Annotated in this window: 12 protein-coding genes and 2 pseudogenes; 4 read left to right on the top strand and 10 right to left on the bottom strand. The window is 40.8% G+C overall.

Translation table 11 applies throughout. The features are described 5' to 3' along the window. Window positions 1-40: 40 nt before the first annotated feature. From PN457_RS16335 to PN457_RS16320, 4 genes and pseudogenes are all read right to left on the bottom strand, one after another. Window positions 41-733 carry a hypothetical protein gene (locus PN457_RS16335; protein WP_271734537.1) on the bottom strand — a complete coding sequence of 231 codons (693 nt, stop codon included), beginning with the start codon at window positions 731-733 and terminating at the stop codon, window positions 41-43. Between the two features lie 129 nt (window positions 734-862). Continuing rightward, window positions 863-1,897, bottom strand: a complete 1,035-nt coding sequence (locus tag PN457_RS18480) for a phosphopantetheine-binding protein (RefSeq protein WP_271734535.1) — start codon at window positions 1,895-1,897, stop codon at window positions 863-865. A gap of 9 nt (window positions 1,898-1,906) precedes the next feature. Continuing rightward, window positions 1,907-2,443 (bottom strand): annotated as a pseudogene (locus PN457_RS16325) (beta-ketoacyl synthase N-terminal-like domain-containing protein); the annotation flags it as partial. Window positions 2,444-2,847: 404 nt separating this feature from the next. After that, on the bottom strand, window positions 2,848-3,111 hold the full coding sequence (locus tag PN457_RS16320) for a hypothetical protein (protein ID WP_271734530.1): 264 nt from the start codon (window positions 3,109-3,111) through the stop codon (window positions 2,848-2,850). Window positions 3,112-4,092: 981 nt separating this feature from the next. Between PN457_RS16320 and PN457_RS16315 the strand changes: the two genes are divergently transcribed. The 3 genes and pseudogenes from PN457_RS16315 to bchB all read left to right on the top strand — a co-directional run bounded on the left by PN457_RS16315 (window position 4,093) and on the right by bchB (window position 7,049). Further along, window positions 4,093-4,416 carry a hypothetical protein gene (locus tag PN457_RS16315; protein ID WP_271734528.1) on the top strand — a complete coding sequence of 108 codons (324 nt, stop codon included), beginning with the start codon at window positions 4,093-4,095 and terminating at the stop codon, window positions 4,414-4,416. A gap of 342 nt (window positions 4,417-4,758) precedes the next feature. Continuing rightward, a pseudogene (locus tag PN457_RS16310) lies at window positions 4,759-5,169 on the top strand (ATP-binding cassette domain-containing protein); the annotation flags it as partial. Window positions 5,170-5,522: 353 nt separating this feature from the next. Then, window positions 5,523-7,049: a ferredoxin:protochlorophyllide reductase (ATP-dependent) subunit B gene (gene bchB, locus PN457_RS16305; protein WP_271734526.1), complete on the top strand. Its 1,527-nt coding sequence runs from the start codon at window positions 5,523-5,525 to the stop codon at window positions 7,047-7,049. Between the two features lie 176 nt (window positions 7,050-7,225). Here the strand turns inward: bchB and PN457_RS16300 are convergent, their stop codons facing one another. The 3 genes from PN457_RS16300 to pyrH all read right to left on the bottom strand — a co-directional run bounded on the left by PN457_RS16300 (window position 7,226) and on the right by pyrH (window position 9,806). Beyond that, window positions 7,226-8,341, bottom strand: coding sequence for a geranylgeranyl reductase family protein (locus tag PN457_RS16300; protein WP_271734524.1), 1,116 nt, complete (start codon window positions 8,339-8,341; stop codon window positions 7,226-7,228). Between the two features lie 201 nt (window positions 8,342-8,542). Then, window positions 8,543-9,091: a ribosome recycling factor gene (frr, locus tag PN457_RS16295; RefSeq protein WP_271734522.1), complete on the bottom strand. Its 549-nt coding sequence runs from the start codon at window positions 9,089-9,091 to the stop codon at window positions 8,543-8,545. Further along, complete coding sequence (gene pyrH / locus PN457_RS16290; RefSeq protein ID WP_271734496.1) at window positions 9,078-9,806, bottom strand: UMP kinase; 729 nt, start codon at window positions 9,804-9,806, stop codon at window positions 9,078-9,080. The genes frr and pyrH overlap by 14 nt, the downstream gene beginning before the upstream one ends. Window positions 9,807-10,181: 375 nt before the next feature. On the opposite strand from pyrH, the gene PN457_RS16285 reads away from it, so the two are divergent. Further along, window positions 10,182-11,078 (top strand): alpha/beta fold hydrolase, encoded by an 897-nt coding sequence (locus PN457_RS16285; RefSeq protein ID WP_271734494.1) that lies wholly within the window; start codon window positions 10,182-10,184, stop codon window positions 11,076-11,078. Between the two features lie 858 nt (window positions 11,079-11,936). On the opposite strand, the gene PN457_RS16280 is transcribed toward PN457_RS16285, so the two are convergent. From PN457_RS16280 to PN457_RS16270, 3 genes are all read right to left on the bottom strand, one after another. Beyond that, on the bottom strand, window positions 11,937-12,173 hold the full coding sequence (locus PN457_RS16280) for a hypothetical protein (RefSeq protein ID WP_271734492.1): 237 nt from the start codon (window positions 12,171-12,173) through the stop codon (window positions 11,937-11,939). Window positions 12,174-12,333: 160 nt separating this feature from the next. Continuing rightward, a complete protein-coding gene (locus PN457_RS16275; RefSeq protein WP_271734489.1) occupies window positions 12,334-12,537 on the bottom strand; it encodes a hypothetical protein in 204 nt (67 codons plus the stop codon). 335 nt (window positions 12,538-12,872) lie between these two features. Further along, window positions 12,873-13,178 carry a hypothetical protein gene (locus PN457_RS16270; RefSeq protein ID WP_271734487.1) on the bottom strand — a complete coding sequence of 102 codons (306 nt, stop codon included), beginning with the start codon at window positions 13,176-13,178 and terminating at the stop codon, window positions 12,873-12,875. Between the last annotated feature and the right edge of the window lie 8 nt (window positions 13,179-13,186).

Genomic DNA, 13,186 nt, shown 5'->3' with positions numbered 1-13,186 from the left:
CTTTGTTATCATCATGAAATACTTTCGTGAATTAATGACTTTATGCGTTAAATATTTTCTGGTATAGATTTAGTTGTTGCTGGATTATGACGCTGATTTGATGTAGTGATTGTTGTCGTATTTCTAATACATTGCTGTGGTTTTGTGCCATGTAAAAAGCATTATATATCAGCTTCTGATACTGAGGATTGCGTAAATTATCTAGCTGTTCTTTATCAACTGTATGATCATTTTTGCAGTCTCTTTCTTCCACAATAAAAATCTCATCTTCTTGAGGTGAAATAGTATGACCTACTCCGACATTGTGTGATAGCTTGGGTAGCGAAGCCTTAGGGTTAACTGACAAGTCAGGGCTTGGTCTATCCTTCAATAATACACTAGAAGCTTTATCATCCCCGGCGATTAAGTTGCTCATAAATCTCTTTTCCTCAGCTAATACTGAATTTTTATTCAGAGAATATGTGGGTCTGGCTTGACTAAATTCCAGTAATTCATACTGCTGACTGGGAGGACTAATTGATGGGTTATAAAATTTTTCTGGGAATATTTCCTGCTTATTCTTACCCAGAAATATGTCATCAGTTTTCTGGCTACCCAAGGTGATGTTTTGATCTAGTATTTGATTGTGATTCAAGCTACGGTCTGAGAGAGAATACAGTGGCGACAAATCCATGTCCACTCTATGACTCAATAGCTTTGCTAATACTCTGATAATAGAAATATGATCATTCATAAATACTTTGTTCAAAACTATCTAAACCCTGGCAGTTACCACCCAAATAGCAATCCATGCCCACAATCGCTATTTTTGGTATTTGATTCTGTGTTGGTTTTCCCATCACCCAAATACTAAAAATGTTATTTAATTTTTATTGATGGTGGGCGTTGCTATAGTCCTGATGTACTCGGCTATTTCGGCCAGAGTCCGTAGCTGTGCCAGTTCCTCTAGATTGGGCCTGGGTAAATCGGGGTATATTTCTAATAATGCTCCCAAAATCTCCACCCGTTTGATGGAATCAATCCCTAAATCTGCTTCAATGTCCATGGACATCTCTAACATTTCACTGGGGTAGCCTGTTTGATCACTGACAATGGTGAGCAGGGTGGGCTGCAGGGTAGCTGGATCAATATCTACGGGTGGTGTGGCTACTATGGTTGCAGTGGGATTCTGCCGGGTGGCAATTATATCTGTAACTGGTATGGTTTGATGATGTGCACCCTGACCATTACCGTTACCACTACCGTTAGTTGTCACCGTCTGTAATTCAGTCGCCACAGCCGATACGGCTGTTACTGGTATGGGCCGATCTTCTCCGTATACCGGAGTATTCAAACTGTGTTGAATCCTGTCATCACAGGTTGGTAGTTGATGTTGCTGGACTAACTGGAAAAAGTTATGAGTATATTCTTGCTGATACTTCAGATATTGCTCATGAATGCGGAGGCTGTCAGCTTGATGATCGTGAAACCGCATCATGCTACGTTCTAAACTGGAGATGGCTAGTTGCTGGGTTTCGGGTTGTTTCTCAATGAATTGACCATTTCCCCAGAGGATATGCTGTTGTTGCATCAGCCCGAAAAAGCTGTTCGTGTATTCTGTTTGATGCCGCAAAGATTGTTCATGAACCTGCAATATTTGACGTTGATGGCGATTTAGTTGGATGAGAGTATACTCTAAGTTGTCTATAGCCCTTTGGTAATTCACAAATGTTTCTAAATTGGTTGGTGTAGAGTTGCTATCCTGTTGGTCTGATTGGCTGTTGTTCATAGATTTGGCAATACCATTCACTGCTACCTTGTTTGTAGGTGTGGTTTTCTGACCCGAATCCTCAGAAGTAAAAAGGTTTGGTGTTTCTGAGTGATTTTTGTTAACTGGGGCTGAGTTACCATTGCTCATTTTTTCCTAAATGGGATACTGCATTCTACAACTGAGTGGTAATGCTAATTGTCTACCCAGGGCTGCACCTAACACTACACCGGTGCGATCGCGAAGTCTATCGTAGATATGACGATTTCCAGATTCACCATGGCCAGCATCTTCTATGACAGATTTGTCCACCAGCAACCCTAACAACTGGGAAATATCTGTGACTTCTAAGATGTTGGGTGGTAGCCCAAATTCCATGGGATTAAAGTCAACTTCTCGGAGAAATCCGCCCCGTTTACGGTAGGTTTTGTCACGTGTTCTGGGTTTAGGGTCATAATAATCATCTATGCTCCAACGCGAAGCTCGAACATCAGTAATACAATCTACTTTGTGAATAATGTTTTCCCAATATTCCTGTAAGTTTTTGGCTTGGGGGAATATAAAAGCCATGCTGATGATGGCAATTGGGGTCTGTTGCCGTTTTGTGTTAATTTCCCTAGGGTTTAACGATACATTTGTCACCATTATTTTCTTCCCCTGTATGATCTGAAGCAGAAAATTTTCACAATTGCTGATATCTTATTGCAACTGTTGTAATTGAGCTTCAATTGTAGAAGCAGTAATGAATTCACGGTCACTATTTTGCTTGTCAAATTTAGATAGGTTCAGAGTTTTACTGTGTCAATGAGAGAGTTGAGAATAATCTATGCTCCACAAGGTTATTCTGGAAACATCAACAGCAGATATATGGAAGTTTGCCATAGGTGGGTGGAATAGTTGAATCTCGAAACCTCAGCCTCATGCACATCGATTAATTTGCTAATTACAGTTATATTAGGATGTTTGATTCTTGATCGCAACTCCTATGCAACTCCATATGTCTAACATAGATGAAACACCCTGTTAAGCCGGATGATATCAGCCGAGCAATTTCTTGGTCACATGGTTGTGCTTAGACATGATTAACTTGATTAACTTGATCAATAATTGTTTTCTGAATCCCCATGATTATCTTCTTTTTTCTTCATTGCCTTTTTCTGATTAGCAGCTAATAGTTTCTGCTCTAGCTCACTAATACTAATACCAAGCTCAGAAGCCGTTTTATTTTTCCACTCTTCTAGTTCAAAATCATGGTGATTTAGCCATTCATGCACCGCTAGTCGTGCCATTTCAGCTTTGCGAAGAGTTTGGCGAGCGGCATGAAAAATTAGCCTCTGATTATCAAAACTTGGTAAGGAGAGCATGAATCTCTGTAATCTCATTTTGTCTATGCTCTTGGAAGGGCAGTAAGTATGAACTCAATAATTATTTAATGTCTGACTTACTAGTATGTCATACGGTAAGGTTTTATTGGTATCAATTGCATATAAATTGCATAGATGAGACTTTTCGTATTTGTTGCCAAGGGGTTTTGAAGTTTATTTTCTAATTGGACTGTTGTATCCTACTATAAATCTATGTGTCAAAAATATTAACTTTAGATACTTAATTTATCTAAGATTTTTTACATCTGCCTAAAGATTGATTAAAATTGAAATCATTATTTTCAATATATAGACTATTGTCACAAAGTTCACCAGTCTAATATAGACATTAGTACCTCATGAGTGAATGAGTACAAACCTGAGAAATAACTAGACTAAGATTGGGTAGAATCTCCCCTATACATCAATTTTAATTTATTTGCACTACATCTATCCTGGGGAACATCGCTATGCTTCTAAAGCTTGATTATATTTACTTTCTAATTGCCATAAATGTTGTATAGTTCATTTATTTATGCTGATTATTAATGTTATTTCTATTCCTAGGTAAATTTATTTACTAATCAATTATTTATATCTCATTAAGAATATAAATAATTGATTATGTAGCATTTTTATCTGATGAAATAAGATTTTAATACTTGCTTAATTTCCATAACGTATTTACATATTATCTCTGTGCCAAATTGCCATTTTTTCATTTTAAAATTTATTTTCAAATATGTTGCTTATGGGTTGCAATTGAGGATCAAGATGTTTATGGTAGGTGATATAAAGGCTAATCAAATGCTGTTGAATTGCCAATCTGAGAAATACAGAGACATACAATTACTTGATGGTCTCCTATCTCTCTTCAGGGAAATTCACGTGCTCACACAATGCACTTGCATATCATTAAACCGTGCTGCATTAAGTATTGTACATCATTAGACGGACACGAAACTATAAAGGATTGCTGGCATGAGACTATCTGAGTTAGATCCACTCATACCGCTAATTGAGTTAAGAGAAGAACTTCTAAAATTGCCCAAGGGCTACTCGTTTTATGAACAAGAAATAATAGATTTCCTATCTAGACGAAGATGGCCTGAAAGTAATCGTCGTATTGATCGAACAACTTTTTGGCGATGGAGGACTGATAATAAGATTCAGCATCAAAAACTATTCAGCCGATTGGATGTTTTGAAACTATGCAAAATTTGCGACCATTACCGGATAGATGGAACACGGAGTGAATACTTAGCAATTTTGAAAAACGAACAAGCCGCAGTGATTAACAAGTAAGAATGTCTGAAGCTTTATTAAAAGCGGATGCTGCTCATGTATTCCATAGTTTTACCGGGATTATCCACAAGCAGACCGGATATACGACGACTGTCGTATATCTTCACCAACAAAAGATATCAACAACTTCTAGATATCTCTAACTGAGAAAAAAAGTGATTATGGTACCCAAGCAAAAGCACTTATTTACAAAACCTGTAAGAGGATGTTTGATAAGTTTTCAACAGGTAACTTTTATCTTAGGGAACAGGGAACACACCGAACACGGTATGGCTAACGCCACGCTATCCCTATCGACTTCGCTCACCGACCACACATAAAATCCAGTAGTTATGGTAGGGAACTGCTGTTGCTGCTTTAGGACGTTTAGAGCCTCAAGGTGAAGTAGTCCGTTTATCTGCTCCTAATTCTCAAACTGGGGTGCGGATAGGAAAACTCTTGGTTAAGCAAGGGGGTTGAGTGTCTCAAGGACAGGTGGTGGTAATTCTTGACAATTATCACCCTCGACTTGCAGCTTTAGAAAAAGCGCAAAAACAAGTTGTAGTTGCTCAAGCTGTTGTCCATCAGGTAAAAGCGGGAGCAAAAGCCGGAGACATCTCTGCAAGACAAGCTACAATTGCTCGTCTAGAAGCACAGTTGCGTAATGCACAGATCCATGGTGTGAAATTGGGATATCGAGTCAATTACTATCCATCCAATCTTTCAGGAGGACAAAAGCAACGGGTAGCGATCGCCCGGGCTTGTGGTGTGTAATCCGACTTATGAATAGGTGTCAAATATAAGTCGCCCACAGTCATATTTTTCCCTAGGGAGTAAATACAGGTATTCTCTTCTCAAAATTATTGGGAACAATTTAATCATCAACATAATTAACAAAAATTGATAAAAATATTTATCAATTCGTTAAGAGTTATTTAATTCAACAATAGGAATACCAGTAAAAACAGAGGCTAGATGCCAATCACTAAGAGGGTTTGAGCTATTAACGACCTGCCCAAGCAGCCAAAATTACTATTTCTCACTAACTCCAAAGTTTTGAGACAATCAGAAGCGATTTAATCATCATGCACTCATAATTATTTGAGTAGAAAAGGGAGAACACAGTCATGAAATTGGCTTACTGGATGTATGCAGGACCTGCCCACATTGGCACTCTGCGGGTCGCTAGTTCATTTAAAAACGTTCATGCGATTATGCACGCCCCATTAGGCGATGATTACTTTAACGTCATGCGATCCATGTTATCGCGGGAGAAAAACTTCACCCCGGTGACCACCAGTGTAGTTGACCGCAACGTTTTAGCAAGGGGTTCTCAAGAAAAGGTAGTAGATAACATCACCCGCAAAGATGCCGAAGAACACCCAGATTTAATTGTGTTAACTCCCACCTGCACCTCTAGCATCCTACAAGAAGACCTGCACAATTTTGTCGAGCGGGCGCAGCTGGAGGCTAAAGGAGACGTGATGCTAGCGGATGTCAACCACTACCGTTTCAACGAACTACAAGCCGCCGATCGCACCCTGCACCAAATCGTGCAATACTACATTGAAAAAGCCAGGAAGCGGGGCGAATTACCCCAAGGGAAAACCACAAAACCATCTGTTAACATCATTGGTAATTCTACTCTTGGTTTCCATAATAACCACGACTGTACGGAACTGAAGCGGTTAATGGCGGATTTGGGAATCGAAGTCAATACGATCATTCCCGAAGGTGCTGCGGTTCATGACTTGAAAAAACTGCCCCAAGCCTGGTTTAACCTGGTTCCTTATCGGGAATTGGGTTTAGCCACTGCTACTTACCTAGAACAAGAATTTGGAACGCCTTATGTAGACATCACCCCTATGGGGGTAGTAGAAACTGCTCGGTGTATTCGCAAGATTCAGCAGGTGATTAACGCCCAGGGTGCGGAGGTAGACTACGAAGACTTTATCAATGAACAAACTCTCCATGTGTCTCAGGCGGCTTGGTTCTCCCGTTCTATTGACTGTCAAAATTTGACTGGTAAAAAAGCTGTGGTATTTGGTGATAATACCCACGCCGCGGGAATCACGAAGATTTTAGCGCGGGAAATGGGGATTCACGTTGTCTGGGCGGGAACCTACTGTAAATATGATGCTGAGTGGTTCCGGGAACAGGTGAGTGAATATTGTGATCAAGTGTTGATTAGCGACGACCATGGGGAAATTGGTGATGCGATCGCCCGTGTCGAACCCGCAGCGATTTTTGGGACACAAATGGAACGCCACGTTGGTAAACGCTTAGATATTCCTTGTGGTGTAATTGCGTCACCCATACACGTGCAGAACTTCCCCATCGGTTACAAACCATTTTTAGGTTACGAAGGTACAAATCAAATTACAGATTTAATTTACAACTCCTTCACCTTGGGAATGGAAGACCACCTGTTAGAAATATTTGGGGGACACGATACCAAAGAAGTAATCACCAAAGGAATTTCAGCCGCATCTGACCTCAACTGGACCAAGGACGGTCAAGCAGAACTAAACAAAATTCCCGGATTTGTCCGTGGTAAAGTCAAGCGCAACACGGAGAAATTTGCCCGTGATCGCGGCTTAAAAGAGATAAACGCCGAAGTCCTTTACGCAGCTAAAGAAGCTGTAGGCGCTTAGTCAAAATCCTGTTAAACACAACATCTTCATTGTCCCTTTCCGGTGGGGAGAGGGACTCCATGAAATCGCCAATACCCGACCCCCACATCTGACGCAATAAACCTCTGCGTCCCTTTGCGTTAAAAATCATCTTCCGGCGATATACTTAAATTCAGCAATACAGAATGTTCTATAGCTTACAAACCACGAATTAAACGTTTCAAGGCGCGTCCAGTAACCTCACTGTAGTGTACTTCACCACAGAAAAGCTGACCCATAATTTTCGCACTAGATGGGTGCTTAACTCCCACTTTGTAAGCGATACCAGGAAAACGATAGAATGCACCTCCTAGTTTTTGCGCCCAAGCCATCTCACTACCCCATTGTTCGTTCATGGCGGCGCTGTATTGCTCTAAAGCGTTAATGTCACCAGAAAGTGCTTGATCAATTGACACCGCAGCGAGTAAACCGCTAAAAATAGAGGGGCGAATACCTTCTGCTGTCATGGGGTCAACGACACAAGCCGCTTCCCCAGCTAAAATTGCGTTTTGGGTATGTAGCTTTTGATGACCATTCCACGAACAAATGGGATGACCATATTGCTGACTAGTCTTAATATCTAGATCAAAGGATTGGGCGTATTCGTCCAAAATTTTCTTAAAGTTTTGTCTTTGACCGCCCATAAATGTCCCTACGCCAATTGAATAACCATCAGCTTTGGGGAAATTCCAGATATAACCGTTTTTAACCAAACCAAACTCAAGGTGAGCAGTGGATTGATTGACCACATTAGCAGGAACTTCTGCTTCTAAAGCTGCTGCTAAAACACGTTTCCTGTCTTTGAAGCCTAACCATTTAGCCATGGTTCCCTTTGCACCATCAGCCGCAATTAAGTAACGACCTGTAACCGGCCCATTATTCGTGTTAACTTGCCAATAGTCATTTTTAAATTCAAGTCCTGTAGCCCCATTATGATCACTTAGTCTAGCCCCTTGTTTCTGTGCTTGCTGCACTAAGAAATAATCAAAAATCTCACGTCTTACCATCCAGATTGGTTCTTTGGTGACGATTTTTGCTTCTACAGGGTCGCCCATTTTCCAAGTGAAGCGCAGAGAGTCTACTTTTACCGAAATTGCTGGGCTAAAGTCAAAGTCAAACCATTGCGCAATGGCTGGTGAGACACCACCACCACAGGGCTTATACCTAGGTAGCGATTCCTTTTCCAAAAGTAACACTGAGTGTCCTTTCTTGGCTAAATGATATGCTGCCGTGGCACCAGCTGGTCCAGCACCCACGATGATAGTGTCGTACATAATAGCTGAATTTTTACCCTCGAATTAGTAAATTGTGGATTTTATCTCTATTTATCTGTGTCAAGTGATATTTTCCCCATAGCTAGAGAAAACGCTATTAACATCCTTATTGGGCATACATAAAGGCTGAAGAATGTTTCTTCAGCCTTTAAATTTGATAATACTCTAGTCTAGGAGCAATTGCTTAACAGCCATAGCTTCCTAGAGAGTTGTAATGTCTTTTTCTTTTTCTACCAGCAACTCATCTATTTTGGCAGTGTATTTATTTGTGAGCTTTTGCAGTTTATCTTGTTGGTCTTTTGATTCATCTTCAGAGATTTCTGCAGCTTTTTCCTGCTTGCGAATAGAGTCTTGGACATCACGACGGATATTGCGGATGGCTACGCGACCATCTTCAGCATACTTAGCAGCCATTTTGACTAATTCTTTCCGGCGATCGCTTGTTAAAGGTGGAATGTTGAGCCTAATTACAGAACCGTCATTACTGGGTGTTAAACCGACATCAGAGAGAGCAATTGCTTTCTCAACTAGGTTTAAGCTGCTTTTATCATAAGGCTGAATTAAGATAGTTGTGGCATCGGGAGTGCTAATATTTGCCAGTGATTTCAAGGGTGTAGGTGAACCATAGTAGTCCACCAAGACCTTATCTAGTAAACTCGCATTGGCGCGGCCAGTGCGAATAGTGTTAAAAGCTCGTTGAGTCGCCTCAACGGTTTTTTGCATCGTACTCTCAGCTTCAGATAATTTCACAAGAACCTCCCACAAGGGTACCGATAGATTCTCCCAAAACGGCTCGGTGGATGTTACCTCGCACCGTTAAATCAAAAACCAGAATTGGGATATTGTTTTCTTTACACAAGGCGATCGCAGTACTATCCATTACGCGCAAATCTTTAGCTAAGACGTGGGCGTAAGTAAGACTGGTGTAACGCTTGGCGTTAGAATATAGATTTGGGTCAGCATCGTAAATTCCGTCTACCTTAGTGGCCTTAAAAATCACCTCGGCATCAATTTCTGCGGCTCTTAAAGCTGCAGTGGTGTCAGTGGTAAAGAAAGGATTTCCTGAACCAGCACCAAAAATTACCACCCGCCCTTTTTCTAGATGGCGGATAGCGCGACGACGGATATACGGTTCCGCTAATTCTTGCATAGCGATCGCGGTTTGTACCCGCGTCTGTACCCCCATACGTTCTAACGAATCTTGTAGCGTCATGGCATTCATTACCGTGGCAATCATTCCTATGTAGTCAGCGGTGGCCCTGTCCATTCCTGCCGACGCAGCTTTAACACCACGAAAAATATTACCACCGCCTACGACGATGGCGATTTGAACCCCAGTGGCTACTACCTCTGCTACTTCCTCGGCTATTTCTTTGACCACTTCAGGGTCAATACCATAGCCCATATTGCCCATTAAGGCTTCACCGCTTAGTTTAAGTAAAACCCGTCGGTAATTTGTTCCCATGAAGTTACGCTTATCAAAAAAAGTTGCAATTGCCTCCAATTTAAGATAGCAGTAGAGTGACTATATATGTCTAGTTAGGCCAAATCAGTACCTCGGATGGTTTTTTCTCCACAGGCGGAAATTCTCCACTTACATAGCTGCTGTTAACTAACCTGCTGCGAGCTATGCAGGACAGAAAACGGCAAGATTAGGAAATGTGAAGTATTATAACAATAATATCGAAATTCGCAAAAAACATCACCAGGTAATCCGTAGGAATCCCCTGGCTTTAGACATGGGGCTAAGTTGCGGGGAAATTTATCAAGCCTCCGGCACGCTTCAGGTGAGCGATACGCCGTCCCCCTTATATCTTTCTTTAATATTTACAAATTCCTGATGACAACTTCCACAACCACATTTACCTCAAGTAAAACTTGGACTTGGCAGGGTTTCCCCATCTGCTATCAAACTCTAGGAACTCATGGCCCCGCAGTTGTTCTCGTCCATGGCTTTGGAGCTTCATGGTGGCACTGGCGGAAAAATATCCCTGTGCTAGCAGAAAATTGTCGTGTTTATGCCATTGATTTGATTGGCTTTGGTGGTTCGGCTAAACCTGAACCAGGGGGAGAAATCACCTACACCCTCGAAACGTGGGGACAGCAATTAGCCGACTTTTGCCGCCAAGTTGTGGGTGAACCTGCCTTTTTAGTCGGAAATTCCATTGGCTGTATTGTGGTATTACAAGCAGCAGTTAGTAACCCAGATATAGCTTTAGGAGTATCCCTAATCAATTGTTCTTTAAGATTGTTACACGAGCGCAAGCGGGCAACACTACCCTGGTCACGTCGCTTCGGCGCACCAATTCTCCAAAAAATATTATCTATCAAACCAGTTGGTAAGTTTTTTTTCAATCAAGTTGCTAAACCGAAAACAGTACGCAAGATTTTGCTCCAAGCCTATGCTAATGCAGAGATAGTTACAGATGAGTTGGTGGATATTCTCACGGCACCAGCAAAAGACCCAGGCGCTGTAGCGGTGTTTCTCGCCTTTACTGCTTATTCTACAGGACCTTTACCAGAAGACCTTTTGCCCCTGCTCCCTTGTCCTGCTATTATCTTGTGGGGGACGGCAGACCCCTGGGAACCAGTAGATTTAGGTAGGGAATTAGCTAACTATCCACAAGTGCTTAAGTTTATCGCCCTGGAAGGGGTGGGACATTGCCCCCAAGATGAAGCACCTGAGTTAGTCAATCCGATTTTACTCCATTGGATGGGCGAGCGATCGCCCGTATAAAAAACGAAGACCGCGCGGTCTTCGTTTCCTCAAACTTGTGGAGGTAGCCTTTTCACATAAGTGGTATGAGTCTTTGCTTACCTCCTCATGCACAGTTGAAACTAGCAAATGACCCAGTTGGTGGACTTTGCCAACTTAGAAAAAGCCACGGCCAAGACCGAAGCCCCAGCCTCTGTAGCCTCGGAAGCCAGGGACTCCGAAGCCTCCGAAGCCACGGCCAGCACCGAAGCCAGGGACTCCGAAGCCTCCGAAGCCACGGCCAGCACCGTAACCCCAGCCTCTGTAGCCTAATCCTCCGACGAAACCGAAACCGCCAGAAACATCCTGTTGTTCTTCTGCGGATAAATCCATCAACAAATTAGATGGGAGGTCTTTAACTGACATAATTTTCCCTCAAATTCGTTTGTATGTGGTACACACTTCCGTAACAAGAAATATGAGAGTGTAGTACCTTGTTTTTCATTTTTAAACCAATTTTATAGTCATTAAATTATCCCCAAGTTATAAAAAATAATCTCAAATAATATATCTATTGGTTAATCTATAAGCACTTAATTTTAGTCTATTATCTGCGCAAAAATATGAATTAAAAATAACGGCTATAACGAAAAATTACCATTAATTTGATATTAGAATAAGACAGAATTATCAACCTTTTTTTCATGGAAAAAAGGTTGTGAATATTCCTCTTCTGTTTTAGAGAAGAGGAAACTTATAACAACTTTAAAGGTAATAGTGACAGATAGACTTACGCCCCCAGGTATATCAAGGGATTACTCATCCATAGTTGAAAATCCCAAATCCCAAATGGTATTATTCCAGGTGATTTAATGTTTCGCAAACATCCTCTTTTGAGTCTTACTGGAAGAACCCGTCAAAAGAACCACCACCACCACCACCAGTAGGTGGTCCAGCAACAAAGCCAAAAATGCGAACGGGGATACGTTGACCACGAGAATCAATAAGAGTACCAACGACGGTAATATCAGGTCTAGTCGGTCCACCCAATTGTAGTTGTTGACCCGCAGATATAAGTTCTTGTGAATCTGGGGATAAATCCACCAATAAATCAGGTTGAGTTATTTTTTCTGACATAATTTATTCCCTCAATCTCGCAGATATACCAGATATATTTTAGGTAGGTAGCACCTATCATGGGTGCTACCAAATTACAGATCAGGTTTGGTGTTGTACCTCCAAATATCTGTAATACAAGACTATTTTCCAAGTAGAAATCATGGTAATACTTTAGTCTTTATTTAACGACTTCAAGAATACCAGTTAAGCGGATGGGAATACGGCGAACACGTTTCCTGGGTCGTTCATCAAAGCTATCTTCTTCGGGAAATTGAGTGTCAAATTGGTTCATTTGGTCTTCAGATTGTCCACCAGCTAAAAGCTCTTGTTGCTCTACAGATAAATCTTCAAACAGGTTTGATAGGGTAATTTTGTTTGACATAATTTTGTACCTCAATTAATGGCTTTAGGTGTGTAATTACCTATGTTTTTATTATTGGGCATAATCGATTTATTTAAATGTCCCTTAAGTTATAAAAATCTCATTAATTTTTATCTCTATAGACTCATGTAAATTGTCTTAATTTATCTTTATTTATGATGCTATAATTTGTTTATTACTATATTTATATATACAAAAAACTCCCAGATAAAAAACATCTGAGGATGTATTCAATATATAATTAAAAAAGGTTGGCAGCTAAATTTAACTATTTACAAAAATAGCCAAACCAGACCAACACGTATATATTAACAGTTTATGGTTTAAGTAATTGTTTAAGAGATAAATCCTCTAATAATTTGAGCGATGAGATTGTTTAAGCTATTCCCAGGAGAAGGAAAATTTTGTAATGTAAAGGTTATAGATGATGCCATAGTAATCTGTGATAAATTGTACTTTGTAGTTTGGGTTCCAGATTCATCTTCTCCCAAATTTAAGTTATTATCTGCCTGACTTTGAATATCAGTTTTTTGAAAGAAAAAATTACTAGTTGCTAGTATGTTTTCTCCTTGACCACCTACTAGGCTTTCTTGCTGTTCTTCACAGAGGTGCTGCCAAAAATATATATGATTTTCAGACATGATTATAG

It is taken from the genome of Anabaenopsis arnoldii (assembly GCF_028331025.1).
GTDB lineage: Bacteria > Cyanobacteriota > Cyanobacteriia > Cyanobacteriales > Nostocaceae > Anabaenopsis > Anabaenopsis arnoldii.
Note: the sequence above shows the minus strand (reverse complement) of the source record. Positions and strands in the feature narration are given on the sequence as shown.